Genomic DNA, 21,045 nt, shown 5'->3' on the forward strand with positions numbered 1-21,045 from the left:
CTTTAACATAGTCAGTTGGATCTCATTTTAACCCCTCGCGGCATCCCTTCGGGTTCTTGCCTCTTCCTCTGTGGCCTCGGGCAACCAGAAGGATCACCAGTGTGACGCCTGGACACCCGTTCCAGAAGGGTACGCCCCAGAACCTGCCAGTTTGTGGTTGCGCGTGGTCGTTGCGCGTGATTGGCCACCAAGTTGGGCGAAAAAAGAAACGCGATCGGCCATACAACTCGAATTAGGTATTGTCTTGAGAGGGCGGAGACTGTATCCCGTGTTGTAACACTTCAAAACGTTGAACGATCGCATCGAAGTTATCATCCCATTGTTTGTTATCAGTTACCGTCCGGGGAATGAGTTGTGGAATCACTATATCCCGGTTTTTCAAGATTTCCGACAAAACTTCATTGATTTTACTGACTGTAGCATCGTGGAATATTCGCCGAATGTCTCGCCCCAGTAAGAAAGTAGACGCCGTTGAATCATACTCAACTTGTCCTTCAGCCATTTCATTTTCATTGAGCAGTTCTTCAAGAATGCGATTGTCATAAATCCCCCTATCCGCGATTCCTTCAATCATAAAATCAACGTCTTTTAAATCTTTATTACCTCCCCGATCTGACCAGGCAATGAGTTTAAGACCCAAAAACGCGGGATAATCTACCACTGAAATCACAAGATCATCGTCAATAACTTGCTCTTTGGCGAATCGTAAAGCCTCTTCCAATCCGAGTAAATTTATTGTCAGGCCATCCTCCCATTCAATTTCCTGTCCTGGTTGACCAATTTCTCCAAAAGGTACGATGTCAACCTCTACATCTGTTTCCAAGTGAATGAATTTGTGGGGAACTTTATGAGCGACTTTGAAGCGTGGATTTTCTCCAAGAGTCAGACGATCGCAGAGAATTTTGAAATCTGACCAGGACTTGACAGATACAGCAAAATCCCAATCTTTTGTTGCACGACCTTCCCGGTTATATTGTCGGTCAAAAATCAATAATCTGGCTCCAGCCCCCACCATAAGCCTGGGTAGATCTAGAGAATCTAGTACAGTCTTGAGATCGACTAAAACCTGTTTTTCGTTTGGATCAAGCATTTTCATCTCTCCGAGCAACATATTTTCTGTAAAGGCGATCCGCAGTTTCTTGCGATCGCTCATCCGAAATTAACAGCAACTCTGCATGAAGTAGCAATGGATCCGCGAGGGTTTTCATCCCATCCTCAGTCCAGTTATTCTGCGTACCAAATTGCCGAATAAAGACAATGTTTCCTTTTGGACTGGGCTTAAGCCTCATTTTCGCTGCAATTTTCATTGCTTGTAATTTCACCGATGTTTGGATATCTCTCTCAACTAAATGTAATGTAGCGCTTTGGGGACGAAGATAATCCGTTGCGATCGCTGCCCCGAGTTCTCCGCCCAACAAAAAATCACCCTCTTTTGCTCCTTCAATAATACGCTCTGCTACATCTGAAAAGCTCCCCTCTCCTACAGGCGCAAACGCTTCCACGATTAGTTTTGGGCGAAGACTTTCAGCGTAGCCCATTTCCCAACGCTCTAGAAGTTTTGGATAGTTGACAATTCGATAGTTACCATCTCGTTGCCGTTGTAAATACTCTAAATTATATAAATCTTTAAGATTGCGACTCACGGTTGATGATGCAATACCAGCCGCCGCAGCGATATCGCCTAGGGTTGCCCGCAAAATGTGGGGATTTTTCAATAAAACGTAGATGAGTTTAAGTGTTGTAACAGTCATTTTGGAACGAGACAAAGGTTTGACCTTTGGCCGGCGTTGACCGCGAATCAGAATATAAATAGCTGGATTATTGAGGTAAGTATTGCCTGCCGTATCGATAAATTCTATTTTTTCTTTCAGAAAAATATCAATGGCTGAGTTGGATAAGTAGCGGGTAATCAGGAGGATTTTTTTTTCGTTATTTCGTTCAAGCCGTTGAAAATAAGGGATAATGAGTTCAGCCATAGTACCTGTAACATCTGGCTGAATTTTGTAAGCATAGTCTATTGATTTATCGCGGTTGCGGATGATAATATAGTTTTGATCGCCGTTTCTTGCCTCAATATCAGGTAAGGAATTTAGATGATCTAGGCACTCGCATAATAACGAACTTTTTTGTTTCATGGATACAAATACTGCGGATTCTCAATGTTCAAGAAAACCTTGTCAAAAGCCAAATTTATTGTCATCATTTTAGCACAGATGGCAGACAGCATGAGTCGAGGTTGAATCGGTCGGAGATGAGATCGCAAGCTTCTAATTGCCTATTGCCTTCTCCCCCCTCTTGCCTGTTGCCTGTTGCCTATTGCCTTCTTCCTCTATGTCTCCCAAAACCCTCGGCGTATCGCCCCAACTCTACGACTATCTCCTCAATACCTCCCTACGGGAGAACCCCGTTTTGCAACAATTGCGGCAGGAAACCGCCCAATTACCCGCCGCGCGGATGCAAATCGCCCCGGAACAGGGGCAGTTTATGGCCCTGCTGGTGCAGCTTTTGGGGGCGCGGAAAACCTTGGAAATTGGCACATTTACCGGCTATAGTGCCTTGGTGGTTGCCTTAGCCTTGCCGCCGCAGGGAACCGTTGTCACCTGTGATATTGATGAAACGATGACGGCGATCGCCCGTCGTTATTGGCAACACGCCGATGTCGCCGATAAGATTCAGCTGCACCTCGCCCCAGCCCTGAATACCCTGGAACAGTTACTCCAGTCTGGGGAAGGGGAGAGTTTTGATTTTGCCTTTATCGATGCCGATAAGCGTAACTATCCTCACTATTACGAGAAGTGTCTGCAACTGGTGCGATCGGGGGGACTGATTGCGATCGATAATGTTCTATGGTCCGGGCGTGTGGCCGATGAAACCGTGACCGATAAGCGCACGGAGGCGATTCGCGAGTTTAACCGCCAGCTTCACCACGACGATCGCATCACCCTAAGTCTCGTTCCCATCGCTGACGGCTTGACGTTGGCGTTGAAGCGTTAGCTGGCGTACTTTCTCTTCTCGGCGGCGGCGTTTCTCGTCGCTGAGATGGTCGTGGCAATGGGGGCAACAGATACCCCAGTTATAATAAGGCGACTCTCGTTCCTTGGCGGAAACGGGATGGCCGCATCCGAGACAAAGTTCGTAGTTTCCGGGCTTTAAGCCATGTTGAACGGCGACACGCTCATCGAAGACAAAACAGTCTCCCTCCCATAAACTGTCCTCTTCTGGGACATCTTCGAGATATTTTAAAATTCCACCTTTGAGGTGATACACCTCTTGGAAGCCTTGTTTTAACAGGTAGGATGTGGCTTTTTCGCAACGAATGCCGCCGGTGCAAAACATGGCGACTTTGGGCGTTTTTTCGGGGTCTAGGTTGTCTTGGATGTAGTCCGGAAACTCGGTAAATGAGGCAGTTTCGGGATTTTTTGCTCCCTTAAATGTGCCAATTTTGACTTCAAAGTTATTGCGAGTGTCGATGACGGTGACATCGGGATTTGAGATGAGTTGATTCCACTCGGTGGCTTCAACGTAAGTTCCCACGGTGTCTTGGGGATTGACATTGTCCTGTTTGAAGGTGACAATTTCGGGTTTGATGCGGACTTTGAAGCGTTGGAAGGGAGGAGTTTGGCTTTGAGACTCTTTATAGTCCAAAGCTTCTAAGCCTTGGAATTGGGGGATTTGACGCAGTTGGGCCATGAAATCATCGATCGCCGTTCGAGATCCGGCCAGGGTGGCGTTGAGGCCTTCGGGGGCGAGGATCAGGGTTCCTTTGAGGTGGCGATCGCGGCCGAGGGCCAACAGATGCGATCGCAGTCCCTCAAGCTGTTCGAGGGGGGTAAATTGGTAGAAACTGGCAACGATAATGGACATGAGACAGATAACAACGGAAAATTTGAGCAAATGAGGAGGGGAGAAGGCAGCAGCGATCGCGCCTCTCGTCCTTTAAGAATACAAGTAGAATACAGGTAGAATACAGGTACAATCCCCCCTGTCGGATGTCCTGTTCGTATTTATGACTGTGCCAGCATCCCCTTCAATCCCCTATTCTGACAATAGCCTCAACCGCGCCCGTCGTGCCTTGCGTTGCGCCCCCTTTACCCTGAAACTCTATCAGGATTTTCAGAAACAGGGAATTTTCCTCGAAAAAATTGTCGGCCCGGCGGGAGTCGCCGCTGGCTATACCCTCGACCCTCTCCCAGAACTGATCGTCGAGAACGATCTATTATGGCTGATTAACGTGGGCGTATTGCGGCGAGAAGTCGATGGCCAGGGAATTACCGATAGTTTTCGCTTAACGCCTTTGGGGCGAACCTTGACGGCGGAGTGGGCCGCCCAGGAAGAGACTTGGAAGGATGAACTCAGCGTGGGCGATCGCCTCTCGAATAGTCTCCGTCGCTGGTTGAGATTGCCCTTTTAAGGCAAGGTTTGAGACAAACACAAAAAAACCCCGGCGGGGTGTAATCGCCGGGGTTGAATCATCAGGGTGCATCTACCTGTCTTTTACTTTCGTCCGCCCTGGACACATTCCGGAGAATTTGCAAAAATCCTGCAAATTGTTCCACTGCTAATCTCGTTACACAAAATTGTTGATTTGTCAAGACTAATTTTCCATTTCCTCGTCTTCCAAGGCCTCTTGATACTCCGCATGTTGCATCAAGCGGCGTTTATAGCGTTCCTCGCGATGCCAACGATACCAGGCCGAGGAACTGCGAATCGCTAACCACAACAGCAATAGAGCAATCAATCCCCCCTGTTGTGGGGCATCGAAGGCAAATAACACCAAAACAACCGATAGAGCATCTTGGACCCAAATCGCCCAGAGAGGAAGGCCTCGCAGCCGGAAAAACCAGCCCGTTTGCACCAATTGCAACACTAGGGCCAGCAGTCCACCGACAATGCCAATCACGCCAACTTGCCAATCCTCAATCTCCGCCAGTTGGGCCACAGCCATACCGACAATGGCCCCGGCGATGGGGGAGAACACCAGTTGAATGAGTTGTAAAACTCGTTGGCCTATAAGTTGTTTAGAAGCAAAGAGTTCACAAAAAGACCAAGCGGCTAAGACTCCCACCACGACGGAGGGAGAGAAGTTAGACAAAATTGGCACATCTGACCAAAGATTGGTTTTAACTAAACCAACCATCAGCAGAGGGAGTCCAATTCTCAGTCCAGCCGCAGCAGATGCAGACAATGCGGCGAGAATTTCGACCATATTTGATATCCTGAGTGCGATCGCCTCAGTGTCCGTTAGAACCCGTCACTAAGTGTCTGCCACCTCTGTACGTGTCAACTAACGGGACAGACTATCTCTAGTGTACGAAGAATGGCAGAACTTAACCGGAGCGATCGCCATCCCAGACAAACTTGTCGGTTAGATAATCTTTTCGAGGCCGTACACCAGAGAGGTGAGTTGAGTAACTTGGCGAATCGACAGGAGAACGCCGGGCATATAACAGGCGCGATCGCTCGTATCATGGCGTAGAGTATACACCTGGCCGGCTGCCCCAAAAATAACCTCCTGGTGGGCAATCAATCCCGGAAGACGCACACTATGGATGCGGATATTTTCCTTCCCGACACTCCCTCGCGCTCCTTGTAGCTTCTCCTCTTCCTCCACAGCCGCCGGGTTATAGGTTTTGCCCAACTCTCCGAGCATCTCAGCGGTTTTAATGGCCGTTCCCGAGGGCGCATCGGCTTTTTGATTATGATGGAGTTCGATAATCTCGACATGATCAAAGTATTTCGAGGCTTGAATCGCCGCCTGCTGCATCAAGACCACCCCAATCGAGAAATTGGGGATAATCAGACAACCGGTACTGGCTTTCTCGGCGAATTCCCCTAAATCTTGGATTTGTTGAGGACTCAGGCCCGTGGTTCCCACAACCGGACGCACCCCATAGGCGATCGCCGCTCGGATATTCTCATACACACCACTCGGATGAGTGAAATCCACCATCACCCCTTGAGTTTGCTCCTGAGTGGCCATGACTAAGGTACTTTGCAAATCCGTGAGAATCGGCACTTCCAACGGACCACAGCCGGCCACCTCTCCCACATCCTGGCCCGCCACATTGGGGTTCGTATCCACCGCCCCAAGCAGCATCATATCGTCAGCTTGGGCAACGGCTTTGACGACTTCGCGGCCCATTTTTCCGGCAGCACCGTTGACAACAACAGGAATGGGGGATTGACTGGCCATAAGGTTTTGAGACTGTGACGGTCGAACTACCTCAGCATTCTCACATTTTGCTGACCCTCCCGGCAAGTTCCCTGAAGATGGCCCCAAAAAACGCCCCCAACGGTATCTTGGGGGCGTTGATGCAGCCAGTCATGATCTAATGTTGTCGCCAATCTCCCCGTTGGAGATTATACGTCGTCAGAGTTGCGGCGCAGGAACCGAGACGCTAGGGCGATCGCCCCTAAACCCAAGATTGTCGCCGGTTCAGGAACTTTGGCATTTGGATTGTCCCCACCGCGATCGTCATCCTCACCCTGATAAAAGGTCAAGTGGGATAAAGCAAAGGGAACTCCCCGTTCCGTCTGTTCACCCTTGGAAAGAAGGCTCGAGCCCATATTTGACGTATCGAGGGGAGTAAACCACTCTCCCGCCGACGTTGTAACGGCTTTGCTCAAACAGGCTGAACTGAAGGCGGCCACTCCCGAACAGGCGGCCACATCCTCGGCATCAGCCACATGATAGAAGAGATTGAAGCCAGTCCCCCCTTGGGCCACCCAGAAGCGAATCGCTGGATCCTCCTCACCCCGAGTATAGGTCCAAGTCCCCTGCTGTCCCCTTAAAAGAATCAGTCGGTCTATTCCCGTCTCAATCTCAACCTGGGTCAGGGGCGGAAGTGGTGGGGGTTCAAAGGTCCATTCCCCTGTGCTGAGGCTCGGGAAACTGCCGTTGAGTGTCCAACTCGCGTTATCCCGGTGAGGGTTGTTGACCTGGCCCAAAACGGGAGAACCTTCGATCTCACAGGTTTCCACGTCACTGCCAAAGTAGCCAGAGCAGTCATTCTCAGTGTTTGCCCCATCTAAGTCGAAGGAAGACCCCCAGACGAGGTTTGCGGCATGAGTCGGGGCGGAGGCTGCCATCAGAGCAACCGTCAGGCCACCGAGGGTTGTCCCAACTGAAAGTAAGACGTTCATAGCGGGACAAAGTCCTTGAGTTAGGCTCGGGCTTCGGTCGAGGGAACCGCAATGGGAGTTCCGACGGAAGCTTTGCCTATTTACACGGCCATTTTAGTGGACATTTTTTGAGAGTTGGGGAAATTTTAGTGGGTTTTGCGCAAAGATCACCACAACTTTATAATTGAGCCTCCGTATCTTCACTGAAGCTTTAAGCCGGATTACCGGATCACCCAGATCAGACCTCTAAGGCGACAGACAAAAACCTCCCCCCTGATTAGAGTCAGGGGGGAGGCAGATGAGTAACAGCCTCAATGAGATCGAAGAAATTGGCCAATACCTGGGTCACACTTGTAGCTTAGACGTCGTCGGATTTGCGGCGCAGGAACCGAGACGCTAGGGCGATCGAACCTAAGCCGAGAAGGGCTGCGGGTTCGGGAACCGGGGTGGGGGTGGGTTCATCGTTATTACTTCCCGTACCGGTTGTCCAGACGGTGAAGTGAGATAAACCTGCACCACGTCGGTTGCCTTTAAGGGTGTCATCAGTATTCCAATCGCCGGCCATCGTCACACCATCGGAGAGATAGCCGCTGAAGCTATTGCCGCCTTTAAGCACAAACATCACTGACTCATAGCTATCGAAGTTAAAGTCTTCCGATAATTCCCAGGTTCCAGAGGTGTCCTCTCGGGCATCATTTAAGGCCACGGTTAGAGGGCCAGTTGTACCATTGCTATTGTCAACCTTAAAGCGTTCTGTCCAACCGGTTTTGCCGAATAAGGACGTCTCGGTTGTAATGGTGTTGGAATCATTGCCACTGAAGATGCCTTCACAGTCAGTCGTACCGGTGAGGTTGGCAACATTACACGACGTACCTGTAGCCGATAGCTGCGCACTGGCTCCTTCAACACCAAGCGTCAAGGAGGCGACGGCGGCGACAGAGAGTCCAATAAGAGTTGAGTTAAAGAGTTTCATTGTGAATGGCTCCATTCTAAATAGTTTACGTTTAGAAAGCGAACCGAGTTCTGGGTCGTCGCCTTCGTCGAGGTGGTGTTTTTGTCCACATCTTTATCTTAGGAGGTAGCCCCTTAAATGTCTCCCGTTTCGCACGAAGTTCATCAAAACTTTATTATCTGAACTCTGTGGCTTTACGTAAGCTTCACAAAAAAGACACAATTCTTAATCCACGTAGGTAAATCGGTCTATCTCTTGCCAGAAAAACGATTCAAGGATTTATGGATGTTCTGAAAAGGGGGTTAGACCCCAGAATATCGAGGCGATCGCTCCTACAAGTCCCCGTATAAATACGGAGGCACAATATCCGTGTTTATACGGAGACACCTTCAGGGTTTTCACCTAAAAAACAAAAAACATCTTGGACAAAAAATGCTCCAAGATGTTTCTAATGCCATTCACAATTAAGTTGACTTGAAACCCTAGGAACGGGTTCCCAACGTAAAGGATTCAACCTCAAAAACCGGACCCATGGCCGCGAGGGTCATCACATCCTCACGAATCTTCCCCTCTAAGGTGACCACCTGATCCTGTTGTAAGACCTCCGAGGGAGTACTTTCGTGAAGCTCATAAATCTTGCCGTTCTCGGTTTCCAGGGTCCAGGCCCCCGTCCCCATAACGACGTGTTTGACAACTCCTTTCAATTTCATGCCGTGATTCCTCCAGGTTTTGCAGCGAGTCGGGCCAGCAACCAACAGGCCATGGCGTTAGCGGCCAAGAAACCCCGCGCCAGCCAACCGCTTCCTAGCCAGACTAACTCAGGGTCGACCACAGCACTCACGGCCAAACAACTCGCCACCCCAAGGGTCGCACCAATGGCCCACCACTTCCGTTGTGCATGACCCAACAACAGCACTAAGAGTACTCCAGGAATCAAAACACTGGCAAAAATCGGGTTCAAGGCCGGATTCCCCTGAACCGCTGTCCCGAACTCCGGTAGAGAACTTCCCGCCAGCCGTAGGGGCCATTGGGGCAAGTCAAAAATATAGAAGCTGCGGAGAATAAAGACTCCCGAACTTCCCATCACCAACCCCGTGGCCAGATTCCAATTCCAGCGGAAGGGGAAGTAATTGCGTAACAACCAGGCCAGCAGATAGGAGCCAATCACCATCGCTAACTTAGGAATCAGGGCGATGGTTCCGCCATCAATCCAGAAGCGGGGGTTCAAATAGCCGTTATCCCGTAACCAACGGAAAAAGTCGCGGAAATTCAACTGGCCTTTCACCGCCAACTGCACCGCTGAAGCCGCATCGAGATGTCCGGCCCCAAAATAGTTAAAACTATCTTCTTCGACAGGACGGGCCGACTCCTTAAGGATTTGCATCACCTCATCGGGACTCTCAACCCCTGTGGCTTTGACTAAGGCCGCGACCGCCGCCACGTGAGGCGAGGCCATACTGGTTCCCTGGAAGGCGGCAAACACGGGTGAGCCATCTTGAGGGTTAAGGGTATGTTGGAGAATCCCCCCGGTTTCACCGTTACGGGTATCGCCTCCAGGGGCGGAAATATCGACACCAGCGCCAAAGTTGGAGTAGGGGGCTTTGTCTCCGGCGGCGTTACTAGCCGCAACCCCTAAAACACGGGGATAACGAGCGGGATAACCGGCACTATTTTGATTGGCATTTCCAGCGGCGGCGATAATCACCACTCCTTTGTCATAAGCGTAGTCGATCGCCTGGCGCATTAAGTGACTCTCGCCACTTCCCCCTAAACTGAGGTTGATGACATCGGCATCATGGTCCGCCGCAAAGCGAATCGCTTCAGCAATATCACTCACCGTACCGCCCCCCTGTTTACTGAGGACTTTCAGGGGCATGAGTTTGGCGTGATGGGCGATTCCGGCAACGCCGAACTCATTATCGGTGGTTTGGGCGATGGTTCCGGCCACATGGGTTCCATGGCCATTGTCATCATCGGCCAGGACGCGATCGTTGACAAAATCGTAGCCCTCGACAAATTCTGTTTCGTCTAAGTCGGGGACTTTGAGAATCCCAGTGTCAATCACTGCCACAATGACATCATCGCCGGTACTGTCGGGCCAAGCGCCTTCGACGTTAATGGCTTTGAGGTTCCATTGTTTGGAATACAGCGGGTCATTGGGATAGGCTTTGGCCAGTCCCGGAGTTCCGGTTCCGTCAAACCGGGATTGGAGTTGCATCTCGGGAACCCCATAGAGGTAGTTGGGTTCAGCGAACTGCAAGTAGGGACGGAATTGGCGGCGCAGGTCTTGTAAAACCTCGCGATCGCCCTCGACAATATAAATGTGATCCCGTTGGGAAAATTCGCTATTGAGACGAGGGGTGAGGTTGAACTGTTGCGACATCTCCTCGACCTGCTGGCTGACCTCAGCCGCAGAGAGGTCATCTCGGAAGTTGAGAATCAGCGAATCATAGGTTCCCTGATTCGCCAGTCCCGAGAACGTCGCTAAGGCCCACCCCAAGCCCAGGAAAAATAGGCAAGTGAGTAGAAAATTTTTCATGGTCTTAACTGGTTTTGGCTAGACGGACAACGGAATCGCGGTCCCTTTGAGCGGTTGAACCACCGGCCGGTTTTATTCGTTGCCCGTCTGTTGAAATCTCTGTCTTCCTACGATAGCGCATCGGGAGTTGGCCCCGGAGGCGGGACAATAGAGACAAATAGAGATAGAGCGTTAGTCAAGAGGGTTAATAATAAGTATGGAACGCGGTTTAATTTGGTTGCCCTTGCTGGTCTTGTTTTTTGGCTTAGCTTGGGCGGGATGGAATGAATTTCGTAAAGTGGAGGCTTATCAAGGTTGGGCCAAGGACTTTGAGCGGGCCAAATATGACATTCTAGCGGTATTGGGACAACAGGGCGATCGCCTCGTTTGGGGAAAACCCAGCCGGACTGGGGTGCTGGAGATGCAGGAGTTCTCCCTCAAAGAGGTCACCGCTATTGAGGTTCAGGTGAATGGTCATGGAATTAACGAAGCCTATCCCCCTAAAAGCAGTCGCACCGTTAGCCTTTGTTTTTATCGGGGAGATGAGGGGCCGATTTTGGTTCCTTTTACTGAAGTTAGCCTGGCTCTGAAGTGGGCGCAAGCCTTGCGATCGCTCGATCCCGAAACAGGATACCCCAAACCGGTGTCCCCCAATTCCTGAGAGACACCTGAGAGACAATTGCAACAAAACGTATCAACCCTCACAGATTCCATTGTTCCCAGGGACTGAATCCCGTAAAATACATTGGCCCCAAGCGAGACGCTGTTCCCCCACTACCCCGAACACCACTCACTTCAATCAGGAACGGTTTAATGTCAGAAGCCAATCAACACCGCTACGAAACCCTACAAATCCACGCCGGACAAACTCCCGCCCCCGGAACCAACTCGCGGGCGGTTCCCATCTATCAAACCACCTCCTATGTGTTTGAGGATGCTGATGACGGTGCGGATTTGTTCGCCCTCAAGAAATTCGGGAATATCTATACCCGGATTATGAACCCCACCACCGATGTGTTTGAAAAACGCATCGCCGCCCTCGAAGGGGGAGTCATGGCCCTGGCCACCGCCAGCGGACAGGCGGCCCAGTTCCTGGCCATCAATAATATCTGTCAGGCGGGAGACAATATCGTCTCCACCTCTACTCTCTATGGCGGAACCTATAATCAATTCAAGGTTGCTCTACCACGTCTTGGTGTAAATGTCAAGTTTGTCGATAGCGATGATCCTAAAGCCTTCGGGAAACAAATCGACGAGAACACCAAAGCGATCTACGTCGAGAGTCTCAGCAATCCTAAATTTAATATCCCCGATTTAGAGGCCTTGGCGGCGATCGCCCATGACAACAATATCCCGCTGATTGTCGATAATACCTTTGGTTGCGCCGGTTACCTCTGTCGTCCCATTGACCATGGGGCGGATATTGTGGTCGAATCAGCCACAAAGTGGATTGGCGGCCATGGAACCTCCATCGGTGGCGTGATTGTCGATTCGGGGAACTTCAACTGGGGAAATGGCAAGTTTCCCATGTTCACTGAACCCTCTGAAGGCTATCATGGCTTGAACTTCCAAGAAGTCTTTGGCCCCGATGGTCCCTTTGGAAATATCGCCTTTATCATCCGCGCCCGAGTCGAAGGATTGCGAGATTTAGGTCCCTGTTTGAGTCCCTTTAACGCCTTCTTGCTGTTGCAGGGCTTAGAAACTCTATCGTTGCGCGTTGATCGCCATACAGACAACGCTTTGGCCCTCGCAAAATGGCTCGAACAACATCCAAAAGTGGATTGGGTCAGCTATCCCGGACTGGAAAATCACGCCTATCACAAACAGGCGAAAAAATACCTCAATCATGGCTTTGGCTGTGTCTTGAGTTTTGGGATTAAAGGTGGCTTAGAAGCCGGTCGCAGTTTTATCAATTCGGTTCAACTCGCCTCTCACCTGGCTAACGTTGGCGATGCGAAAACCCTCGTGATTCACCCCGCCTCCACCACCCACCAGCAACTCGACGAAACCGAACAAACCGCCGCCGGAATTACCCCAGCGATGGTGCGGGTGTCCGTCGGCTTGGAACATATCGAAGACATCAAAGCCGACTTTGACCAAGCCTTCGCTCAAGCGAGCTAACCGATACCCGGTCTAGGTCATTCATGCTAAATTCGCCCCCTCCCCGCCCCAGGGAAGGGGGAAAAACCCGATTTATGATAATTTTGAGAGTGGCTACGTCAAATCTCCCCTGAGGAGGCAATATTGACCCATACCCTGTCGCCTTCTTCTCCCCCTATTGCCTGTTGCCTGTTGCCTATTGCCTTCTTCTAACAGTTCACTGATGAAATACCGCCACTTAATTTCCCCCGAGACCCAAGTTTATCAGCTATCCGAACCGTTTTCGTTGGAGTCGGGAGAGTTGTTAATGGATGTTGAAGTGGCGTATCGCTGTTGGGGAACGCTCAATGAATCAGGCGATAATGCGGTTCATATTTGTCATGCGTTGACGGGAAGTGCGGATGCAGATGAATGGTGGGGGCCGCTGTTTGGAGAAGGGCGGACGTTTGACGGCGATCGCAATTTTATTGTCTGTAGTAATGTCTTGGGGAGTTGTTACGGAACCACGGGACCGATTTCGATTAATCCGGCGACGGGGAAACCCTATGGGCGGGGGTTTCCGGCGATTACAGTCCGCGATATGGTGCGGCTACAATGGCGATTGTTGCAAGGGTTAGGGGTGAAGAAACTTCAGTTTGTTATTGGCGGTTCCTTGGGCGGAATGCAAGTTTTGGAATGGGGAAAACTCTATCCGGATTATGTCGATCGCATTGTCTCGATTGCAGCGGCGGGACGACATTCGCCCTGGTGTATTGCCATGAGTGAAGCCCAACGTCAGGCGATTTTTGCTGATCCTAATTGGTGTAATGGTAACTATGAAGAAGATTCTCCCCCCAGCACGGGGTTAGCGGCGGCCCGGATGATGGCGATGATTTCCTATCGGGCCACGGCGAGTTTTGAACAACGTTTTGGGCGCGAGGTTCAGGAAGATGGGGAGTTTGCGATCGCCAGTTATTTACGCTACCAAGGACAGAAGTTAGTCAAACGCTTTGATGCGAATACCTATGTGGCGTTGACGGAGGCCATGGATCGTCATGATGTTTCTGGGGGAGAGGGGGATTATCTGGCGGCGTTGGGGGCGATCGCGCAGCCAACCCTGGTGGTGGCGATCGACTCGGATCTCCTCTATCCCCCTCGGGATCAGCAGGAGTTAGCCCAATGGATGCCCAACGCCCAGTTAGAATGGCTATCATCACCCCATGGCCATGATGCGTTCTTAATTAATATGGTGGCGTTGAATGAGTTGGTAATGGCGTTTTTGGGAAACTAAAAAATAGGGCATCGGAAACCTTCCCATTTGGTCAATAGCCATACCCTATTCAGGAGCATCAAACTGAGACCAATAGCCATCATAGATGGTTTGAGCAAAATAATCATCGCTAAACCCCGTTGTATCATTGGCACAGAACTTGACAAATTGCGCACAAGCTCTCATTTGCTGGGGGGTAAATAATGAAAATCGTTGCTTCTGATACTCTGCTAAACCAGGAGTGTGGCGATAACTACCCAGAGAATATAAGGTATTATCTGACCAAACCGCCTCAGTTTTGAAATATCGTAAATACCAGACCATGAAAGCCGGCAAGTAAAATCTCATGCCTACCTTGTCCAAATAACTTAAGGCGGACTGGCAGGCTTTGATATGCGCGTCGGGTATATCTTGCCAACGGCCCCGATAATCGAGGCGGCGATACTCCTCATCGTTGCCGTAGTTGTAAGCATCGTGAGCCTCGGCTACGTGCAACGTCAAGTCCTGGGGCTGAGGAACACCATCAAAGGCCGTGTCAATCATGGCAATCAATTCTTCTACGTTCATAGACTTGAAGCCTTCCCTAAGAGGGCGATCGCAGTTATGGCAACACGGAAATTGCTATATACTACGGGTGAGTGGATGTTTATCAGTTTCAAAATTGCGATGCAACTCTCCATTCCCGACTCTGTGGTTCAAGCAATGCGACTTCCCGAACCCCGGAAGGAAGCCGAACTTCTCAAGGAACTCGCTCTAACACTTTATGAGCAAGAAATTCTGTCTTTTGGCAAGGCCTGTGAACTAGCGAAGCAAGACTCCTATGAGTTTAGTCAACTGTTGGGCGATCGTAAGCTGCTGAGACACTACTCAGAGACGGAAATGGCAGAAGATTTGGACTATGCTCTGTAGATATGTGGAGAGGTTTCCCAAAAATTATTGAAACAGTTTTTCCTAATGCCCAAATTACAATTTATCGCTTTCATTACGTGAAAGCGATAAATGACAACTTAGACAAACTGAGAAAGCAAATTAAGTCTCCTCTCAAAATCAAAGGAGCAAGATGGCTTATCCTGAAAAATAAAAAAGATTTAAGCCCTGATGAACTTGACAAGCTAGAGCAGCTTCTCAAAACCTCAAAACGTTTAAGAAAAGCCTATGATTTGAAAGAAAAGTTTCGAGCAATTTATGAAGATATTCAAAAACCGGAAGCCGCCAAACAGAGATTTAAAAAATGGTTGGAGGAAGCTCGAAAGATTTATGTGGATGCAGTCAAGACAATCCGCAATCATCTTGATAATATCTGTAATTACTTCTTGAGCCGAACAACGAATGGCGTCATGGAAGGCATAAACAATCGTTTGAAGCTAATCAAGCGTCAAGCTTATGGCTTTTTAAACTTTGAAAATATGCGTAGACGATTCCTATCTTGCTTTATGCCATAACTTTATCTTATAACTGTGTTTCCAGAAGACCCAAATTTTCAGAGCAGGTTCTCGCTGCGATTCAGAACTACGACGCTTAGCGTAGTGAGTTAGACGAAGACCTCGACATCTTTGGAGATGTGGCAAAACTCCGGGTAGCCAGACGGATAAAATCTGGGTACAATGCTCACTAAATCATCGGTTGTCAGGTTATGGCTCCTCTTAATTTATCATTTGACCTTCCCCTGCATATTGCAAAAGGTCTAGCCAACGAGACGCTCGTGCGGAATGGCGGCGTTATCCAAGACACGAGCGGTCAGGTCGTCATGTGGCTCAAAGAAGTGTCCGATGCGAGTGGCGTTACACCCCAGGTGGGCGCTCAGATGCTCTCGGGAATCGAGCCAACTGGCGCACTCCGGCTCGCTCTAGAAGCGGGCAATTCCTTCGCCACGCAACAAAGACTCGGTGCAATTAGCTCTCAACTCAGTCAAGTTCAAGGCATGGTCGCTTTCGCCACAGCGGGCAGTATGCTCACGTTAGGGGTGTCCGTCTTGGGCTTTACAATGATTTACAAAAAGGTCAAAGCTCTCGAAGGACGCTTGCAAGAAGTTCAAGAGGCGATCGCCAACGTTGACGAAAAAATCGACCTCAGTTTTTACGCTAACTTCAGAGCAGCCTTAGACCTCGCGCAAAATGCATTTTCGATGTCCGAGCAAAGCAATCGTCGCAGCAGCGCGTTACAAGCAATCAATCGCTTTTTGGAAGCCGAACACGTTTACGCAGATTTAACCGACAAAGAACTCAGCCGAAAAAGTCAAATAAGCAATGAATATCTCTTGACGCTTTGCTTTGCTTACTTGGCAGAAATGCGCTGCTATCTGGAGTTGGGTGAATACGATACGGCGTTACGTCGCTTTCAAGAAGGTAAAGCACAAATCCACGATCGCATCAAGCGTTACATTGACATTCTGCTTACGGACAATCCGTTGATGTACCTACATCCCGAGCTAAAAGAATTCACAAATTTGTCTCGGCTCACTCAAATCTATCAATGGAAAAATCCAGAGCTTACAGAGAATAGCGTTTTTGAAGAATTGCGCGACGGATTGTTAGACTTTAAAAGTGATTTTGGAACTTGGCTTGACGCTTTACCCGAATCCGTAGTTCCAAAGTCTGACGTCAAAAAAGGATTCTTTGGCATTTCTGCGGACGGTCGTAAAGCCATCATCGATCGTTTGCCGAAAGTCGTGGAAGAAATGGAGTCGAGCATTGAGACGTATCAGCGGTTTGTCTCTTATGAATACGAAATCAAGTTGCTGCAAAAGGCAAAAGTTCCGTTTAGTAAGTGGATGAAGATGAAGCCCAAGGCAACTGCACCAGAAGGCGCAAACTTAATTTGCATTACTCCACCTAAACCGGTTGCGTTATAGCACTGCAACAAAATCTTAGTATCTGCAAATATTTCGGGCAGTCCTGAATAGTAATGGTATTCGTGTACAATAGAAATTGTACACCGTTTTGATAGACCAATGAACTGTCCAAAGTGCCAATCTACCAAAATCATCAAATACGGACACACTCATTATGGTAAACCTCGATGTGGAAGACAGTTTGTTGAAAACCCAACTCGACAGCCGATCGACGAAGCCACTCGTCAATTGATTGATAAGTTGTTGCTTGAGCGTTTGGCTCTGGCTGCCATTGCTAGAGTGACCGGGGTATCCGAGCGTTGGCTACAGATGTATGTTAATCAGATGTATGTTAATCAAAAGTTTGACAACCTCCCTAAACAGGTTGAAGTTTCTCCCAAAAAAAAAGGAAAACTGACCCTTCAGCTTGATGAAATGTGGTCTTTTGTTGGCAACAAAGATAACAAAGTCTGGGTCTGGCTCGCTATTGATATCGAGACTCGTGAAATTGTTGGGGTCTTCATTGGGGATCGTTCTCGGAAATCCGCGCAGCAGCTTTGGCAATCATTGCCACCAGTTTACCGCCAGTGTGCCGTCTGTTTCACAGATTTTTGGGAAGCCTATGAACAGGTAATTCCTAATAAACGGCATCAAGCTGTGAGCAAGGACTCAGGCAAAACGAGCCGTATTGAACGTTTGAACAACACCCTACGGCAGCGTGTTGGACGACTGGTACGGAAAACCTTATCATTTTCCAAGAAATTGAGTAATCATGTTGGTGCAATTTGGTACTTTGTGCATCATTATAATGCCTCACTCTGCGTTTGACCATTACTATTCAGGACTGCCGACTAAACTTTTGGCGGAAGTGCCGCGATGTATGCTCCCTTGTTTAGATAATCAGTTACACAGCATCCCTGTACAGTGTTGCCTGCAACTTAATGCTATTGGATGAGTCTAGGAAGATCTCCACAGCTTCAATTAGGCGGCAACTCATAAATCACCCATTAATCCACAATCCAAGTCTCATTCCAAGGGCCACCCCCAACTTCTAACCCACATTGAGAACTCGTCGCCTCTAAAAGCGTTTCATAGCGCCCCTGACGACGCTGTTTAAGCTGTAAATGAACCTGGCCCTTCATCGTATCTCGACAGGCGAAAACGAGGCCCTCACGAGTCGGCGCTCGCAACGGCGTTCCCGGTTCGTCCGTTGTCCCGGTGAGGGTTACCTGCAAATCTCCACTGCGAGCCTGCATTTTCCAATATCCCCAGGGTGCAATCTCCCAGGTAACGGTTCCATTCCAGGGAACAAACTCATAAAATCGTCCCTCATGATGAATCCCCACCATGGCCACCGATTCCATCCAACTAAGAACTTGTCGCCGGCCACCGCCAGCCGTGAGGGCTAAATTGGGTTCGCCGTCGAAGCTGTTGCAGTTGAACCAGAACCACTTTTGCGGAAACGATCGCCCCCAGTTCTTTTCCCCATAGGCGGGAACTCGGTTAAACTCATAACGCTCTCCGTTCCAGTCAATCCACCCCGTCGCCCAACCGTGGGCCATGAGAATTTGCCAACCGGGTTCAAAGATTTCCAGAAACGATAGCCAGCCGGCCGTGGATTGGCGATCGCCCCAACCATAGACCGGTTCAATGGTATATTGCCAAGTACAGTGATGGCCGCTGCCGGGGTCGTAGAGTTGCCCCTGATGCCAAGTCGCGGTGGCTTGATAGCCTTGTTTGACTTCAGCCTCGAAGGTATCGCGATCGATGAGTTTGGGGGGACCCGTGAGGGACGTTTGTCCCCAATGGCCCAGGCCCAGCCCCTTTTTCCAGCCCCAGAACTTGCTCACATCAGGAAACGTCCGACAGAGATACTCGTCACGTGGCCCGAGGATTTGCGCCCCGCCGCCACTATTGGATTCGCCGCCGATGGGATCTTCAATGGAATACATAAAGGCGAAGGTTTCCCCCGCTTCAGGAAGGGTAACGCGATAATACCAACCTTCAAAGAATTTGCGACTTTCCCCATCCCAGTGATAGCCACTGTGGGGAGTTGGTGCAGAACTGACCCTTGACCCTACCATAGAGAATATAGATGTGATGTTTTGGAACCTGTACGGCTGATGTCTCCACTCCAACAACGCCCGATTTATCTCGACGCTCACGCCACAACTCCCGTTGACGAGCGTGTGTTGGCGGCGATGCTGCCCTATTTTACTGAGTATTTCGGCAACCCTGCCAGTATTAACCACCACTATGGCTGGGAGGGGGAAGCAGCGGTAAAACAGGCCCGAGAGACGCTGGCGGCGGCGATTAACGCTTCTCCTGAGGAGATTATTTTCACCAGTGGCGCGACGGAGGCCAATAATTTAGCCCTTAAGGGGGTGGCGGAGGCCTATTTCAGCAAAGGACGGCATCTGGTGACGCTGGTGACGGAACATAATGCCATTTTAGACCCGATGGATTATTTGGAGTCTTTGGGGTTTGAGGTGACGCGGCTTCGGGTGATGTCGGATGGGTTAGTGGATCTCGATGAGTTGGCGGCGGCGTTGCGGGAGGATACGATTTTAGTCTCGGTGATGGCGGCCAATAATGAAATTGGTGTGTTGCAGCCCATCGCGGAGATTGGACAGCTTTGTCGCGATCGCGGCATTCTCTTTCATACGGATGCGGCTCAGGCCATTGCTAAAATTCCTCTGGATGTTCAGGCCCAATGTATTGATGTGATGTCCCTGACGGCCCATAAAGTGTATGGTCCCAAGGGAATTGGGGCGTTATATGTGCGGCGACGCAATCCTCGGGTACGGTTAGCGGCCCAGTTGCATGGGGGTGGCCATGAACGGGGGATGCGATCGGGGACGCTGTATCCGCCGCAGATTGTCGGCTTTGCGAAGGCGGTGGAGTTGGGATTGTCCGAGATGGAGGAGGAATCGACGCGGTTGCGGGAGTTGCGATCGCAGTTGTGGGAACGTCTCTCGATGTTAGAGGGAATCCATCTCAATGGCCATCCCACGCAGCGACTTCCGGGGAATTTGAATGTCAGTTTTGAGGGGGTGGATGGCCAGGCGTTGCTGTTGGGATTGCAGCCAGTGATGGCGGTGTCGTCGGGTTCGGCTTGTACGTCGGTGAAGATTGAACCGTCTCATGTGTTGGCGGCGTTGGGCCGTGAGGAGTCGCTGGCCTATGCGTCGGTACGCTTTGGAATTGGCCGTTTTAATACCTTAGAGCAGATTGAGCGGGTCGCGGATCATGTGATTTCCACGGTTGAGGCGTTGCGAAACGTGGCGGCGATCGCCCGTTAGTGTCGTTAGATTTACTGTAATTGAGGCCAGTTATGATGGATCGTGAACAGTTAAAACGAGAAATCGACTTGATTGATGAGTCCCAGATTGAGGTTTTGTCTCGTATTATTTGGGCGTTGACACATTCGGACGTTGAGGCGAAATCCTGGGAGCGATCGAATTCGGTTAATCCGTTGAAAGATAGTATCCTGTTTGAAGATGACCTGATTTCACCAATCGAAACCTCATGGGATGCTGAACAATGATGATTTTAGACACCCATGCTTGGATTTGGTGGATCAGTGAGTCTGAAAAGCTTTCACAAAAAGCACAAAATTCGATTCAAACGTCCAATTTCATTGGGATTCCTGCGATCAGTTGTTGGGAAATCGCTATGCTGGTTTCCAAGCAAAGACTTGAGTTATCGATGGACGTTCAAGCTTGGATAAATTTAGCACTCCAGCGCCCAAGACTAAAGTTACTCCCGCTAACACCTGAAATCGCGGTTCTGTCCACACGTTTACCTGGCAATTTTCACGGTGATCCAGCTGATCGCTTGATTGTAGCAACCAGTTTAGTGTACGACGCATCACTAATTTCTAAAGATGAAAAAATCAGAATCTGGCCCTACCTAGACGTAATTTGGTAAATTCTAAAATCCAAGAATTGAACGAAGCCGGGACGCACCCTACCGCTGCCTATTTATTGTTATGATCCCACCTCGAATTCATGCTGCCAAAGTCCATTATTAATGAGTCACGGTAGGGTGTGTTGCGGCTCAAACCCATGTAGAATCAAGACGACAATCTACAAGCTGCCGCAACGCACCGGCTTGATAATCCGCCAAAATTCCATCTGGTATCTGTCGTCTGGTTCCCGAATCGGTGCGTTGCGGGAGGGGATTTTTCGCCCCTACCGCAACGCACCGGCTCTATTTAGAGCTAGATCCCGAGATTAAACGCCAATGAGCCAAGGTAGGCTTTTATTTAAAAG

At 49.8% G+C, this 21,045-nt stretch carries 23 protein-coding genes and 1 pseudogene; 13 read left to right on the plus strand and 11 right to left on the minus strand.

Annotated elements, in window-relative coordinates; genetic code table 11:
• Positions 1-232: 232 nt before the first annotated feature.
• Both R6U67_RS05545 and R6U67_RS05550 read right to left on the minus strand, forming a co-directional pair.
• Positions 233-1,153 (minus strand): hypothetical protein, encoded by a 921-nt coding sequence (locus R6U67_RS05545; protein WP_410251623.1) that lies wholly within the window; start codon positions 1,151-1,153, stop codon positions 233-235.
• Positions 1,083-2,135, minus strand: a complete 1,053-nt coding sequence (locus R6U67_RS05550) for a type IV toxin-antitoxin system AbiEi family antitoxin (protein ID WP_410251624.1) — start codon at positions 2,133-2,135, stop codon at positions 1,083-1,085. The genes R6U67_RS05545 and R6U67_RS05550 overlap by 71 nt, the downstream gene beginning before the upstream one ends.
• Positions 2,136-2,331: 196 nt before the next feature.
• Between R6U67_RS05550 and R6U67_RS05555 the strand changes: the two genes are divergently transcribed.
• Positions 2,332-2,994 carry a class I SAM-dependent methyltransferase gene (locus R6U67_RS05555; RefSeq protein WP_410251625.1) on the plus strand — a complete coding sequence of 221 codons (663 nt, stop codon included), beginning with the start codon at positions 2,332-2,334 and terminating at the stop codon, positions 2,992-2,994.
• Here R6U67_RS05555 and R6U67_RS05560 read toward each other — a convergent pair.
• Positions 2,944-3,864, minus strand: coding sequence for a rhodanese-related sulfurtransferase (locus R6U67_RS05560; RefSeq protein WP_410251626.1), 921 nt, complete (start codon positions 3,862-3,864; stop codon positions 2,944-2,946). The two genes, R6U67_RS05555 and R6U67_RS05560, sit on opposite strands and share 51 nt — an antisense overlap.
• A 142-nt stretch (positions 3,865-4,006) precedes the next feature.
• Here R6U67_RS05560 and R6U67_RS05565 point away from each other — a divergent pair, with 142 nt between their 5' ends.
• Positions 4,007-4,411 (plus strand): Npun_F0494 family protein, encoded by a 405-nt coding sequence (locus R6U67_RS05565; protein ID WP_410251627.1) that lies wholly within the window; start codon positions 4,007-4,009, stop codon positions 4,409-4,411.
• A gap of 183 nt (positions 4,412-4,594) precedes the next feature.
• Here the strand turns inward: R6U67_RS05565 and R6U67_RS05570 are convergent, their stop codons facing one another.
• Together R6U67_RS05570 and dapB are read right to left on the minus strand one after the other, a co-directional pair.
• The gene (locus R6U67_RS05570) at positions 4,595-5,206 is read right to left on the minus strand and encodes a DUF4126 domain-containing protein (RefSeq protein WP_410251628.1); all 612 of its coding nucleotides are present in this window, start codon (positions 5,204-5,206) and stop codon (positions 4,595-4,597) included.
• 159 nt (positions 5,207-5,365) lie between these two features.
• On the minus strand, positions 5,366-6,193 hold the full coding sequence (gene dapB, locus R6U67_RS05575; RefSeq protein ID WP_410251629.1) for a 4-hydroxy-tetrahydrodipicolinate reductase: 828 nt from the start codon (positions 6,191-6,193) through the stop codon (positions 5,366-5,368).
• A 14-nt stretch (positions 6,194-6,207) separates the two neighbouring features.
• On the opposite strand from dapB, the gene R6U67_RS05580 reads away from it, so the two are divergent.
• Complete coding sequence (locus R6U67_RS05580) at positions 6,208-6,333, plus strand: hypothetical protein (RefSeq protein ID WP_410251630.1); 126 nt, start codon at positions 6,208-6,210, stop codon at positions 6,331-6,333.
• A gap of 27 nt (positions 6,334-6,360) precedes the next feature.
• On the opposite strand, the gene R6U67_RS05585 is transcribed toward R6U67_RS05580, so the two are convergent.
• The 4 genes from R6U67_RS05585 to R6U67_RS05600 all read right to left on the minus strand — a co-directional run bounded on the left by R6U67_RS05585 (position 6,361) and on the right by R6U67_RS05600 (position 10,613).
• Positions 6,361-7,143 (minus strand): PEP-CTERM sorting domain-containing protein, encoded by a 783-nt coding sequence (locus R6U67_RS05585; protein WP_410251631.1) that lies wholly within the window; start codon positions 7,141-7,143, stop codon positions 6,361-6,363.
• Positions 7,144-7,480: 337 nt separating this feature from the next.
• On the minus strand, positions 7,481-8,095 hold the full coding sequence (locus tag R6U67_RS05590) for a PEP-CTERM sorting domain-containing protein (RefSeq protein ID WP_410251632.1): 615 nt from the start codon (positions 8,093-8,095) through the stop codon (positions 7,481-7,483).
• Positions 8,096-8,556: 461 nt separating this feature from the next.
• Positions 8,557-8,784 (minus strand): hypothetical protein, encoded by a 228-nt coding sequence (locus tag R6U67_RS05595; RefSeq protein ID WP_410251633.1) that lies wholly within the window; start codon positions 8,782-8,784, stop codon positions 8,557-8,559.
• Entirely contained in the window at positions 8,781-10,613 is a 1,833-nt protein-coding gene (locus R6U67_RS05600; protein WP_410251634.1) for a S8 family peptidase, read from the minus strand. The genes R6U67_RS05595 and R6U67_RS05600 overlap by 4 nt, the downstream gene beginning before the upstream one ends.
• Positions 10,614-10,809: 196 nt before the next feature.
• On the opposite strand from R6U67_RS05600, the gene R6U67_RS05605 reads away from it, so the two are divergent.
• The 3 genes from R6U67_RS05605 to metX all read left to right on the plus strand — a co-directional run bounded on the left by R6U67_RS05605 (position 10,810) and on the right by metX (position 13,962).
• Positions 10,810-11,253 carry a hypothetical protein gene (locus tag R6U67_RS05605; protein WP_410251635.1) on the plus strand — a complete coding sequence of 148 codons (444 nt, stop codon included), beginning with the start codon at positions 10,810-10,812 and terminating at the stop codon, positions 11,251-11,253.
• A gap of 152 nt (positions 11,254-11,405) precedes the next feature.
• On the plus strand, positions 11,406-12,713 hold the full coding sequence (locus R6U67_RS05610; protein WP_410251636.1) for an O-acetylhomoserine aminocarboxypropyltransferase/cysteine synthase family protein: 1,308 nt from the start codon (positions 11,406-11,408) through the stop codon (positions 12,711-12,713).
• A gap of 202 nt (positions 12,714-12,915) precedes the next feature.
• Positions 12,916-13,962, plus strand: coding sequence for a homoserine O-acetyltransferase (gene metX, locus R6U67_RS05615; protein WP_410251637.1), 1,047 nt, complete (start codon positions 12,916-12,918; stop codon positions 13,960-13,962).
• A 45-nt stretch (positions 13,963-14,007) separates the two neighbouring features.
• Here metX and R6U67_RS05620 read toward each other — a convergent pair whose 3' ends face one another.
• Positions 14,008-14,508, minus strand: coding sequence for a DUF6714 family protein (locus R6U67_RS05620; RefSeq protein ID WP_410251638.1), 501 nt, complete (start codon positions 14,506-14,508; stop codon positions 14,008-14,010).
• A gap of 99 nt (positions 14,509-14,607) precedes the next feature.
• Between R6U67_RS05620 and R6U67_RS05625 the strand changes: the two genes are divergently transcribed.
• The 4 genes and pseudogenes from R6U67_RS05625 to R6U67_RS05640 all read left to right on the plus strand — a co-directional run bounded on the left by R6U67_RS05625 (position 14,608) and on the right by R6U67_RS05640 (position 17,599).
• Entirely contained in the window at positions 14,608-14,850 is a 243-nt protein-coding gene (locus tag R6U67_RS05625; RefSeq protein WP_410251639.1) for a UPF0175 family protein, read from the plus strand.
• Positions 14,844-15,383: pseudogene (locus R6U67_RS05630) on the plus strand (ISL3 family transposase); the annotation flags it as partial. The gene R6U67_RS05625 and the pseudogene R6U67_RS05630, both read left to right, overlap by 7 nt.
• 191 nt (positions 15,384-15,574) lie before the next feature.
• Positions 15,575-16,792, plus strand: a complete 1,218-nt coding sequence (locus R6U67_RS05635) for a hypothetical protein (RefSeq protein ID WP_410251640.1) — start codon at positions 15,575-15,577, stop codon at positions 16,790-16,792.
• Between the two features lie 99 nt (positions 16,793-16,891).
• The gene (locus R6U67_RS05640; protein ID WP_410251641.1) at positions 16,892-17,599 is read left to right on the plus strand and encodes an IS1 family transposase; all 708 of its coding nucleotides are present in this window, start codon (positions 16,892-16,894) and stop codon (positions 17,597-17,599) included.
• A gap of 179 nt (positions 17,600-17,778) precedes the next feature.
• On the opposite strand, the gene R6U67_RS05645 is transcribed toward R6U67_RS05640, so the two are convergent.
• Complete coding sequence (locus R6U67_RS05645) at positions 17,779-18,855, minus strand: tocopherol cyclase family protein (protein ID WP_410251642.1); 1,077 nt, start codon at positions 18,853-18,855, stop codon at positions 17,779-17,781.
• Positions 18,856-18,894: 39 nt separating this feature from the next.
• Here R6U67_RS05645 and R6U67_RS05650 point away from each other — a divergent pair, with 39 nt between their 5' ends.
• From R6U67_RS05650 to R6U67_RS05660, 3 genes are read left to right on the plus strand one after another with little or no spacing between them, the layout of a single operon-like run.
• Positions 18,895-20,073 (plus strand): cysteine desulfurase family protein, encoded by a 1,179-nt coding sequence (locus R6U67_RS05650; protein WP_410251643.1) that lies wholly within the window; start codon positions 18,895-18,897, stop codon positions 20,071-20,073.
• Positions 20,074-20,105: 32 nt separating this feature from the next.
• On the plus strand, positions 20,106-20,318 hold the full coding sequence (locus R6U67_RS05655) for a hypothetical protein (RefSeq protein WP_068788652.1): 213 nt from the start codon (positions 20,106-20,108) through the stop codon (positions 20,316-20,318).
• The gene (locus tag R6U67_RS05660) at positions 20,315-20,701 is read left to right on the plus strand and encodes a type II toxin-antitoxin system VapC family toxin (protein ID WP_410251644.1); all 387 of its coding nucleotides are present in this window, start codon (positions 20,315-20,317) and stop codon (positions 20,699-20,701) included. The genes R6U67_RS05655 and R6U67_RS05660 overlap by 4 nt, the downstream gene beginning before the upstream one ends.
• Positions 20,702-21,045: the final 344 nt, after the last annotated feature.

The sequence above is a fragment of the Sodalinema sp. genome (genome assembly GCF_046483825.1).
Lineage (GTDB): Bacteria > Cyanobacteriota > Cyanobacteriia > Cyanobacteriales > Geitlerinemataceae > Sodalinema.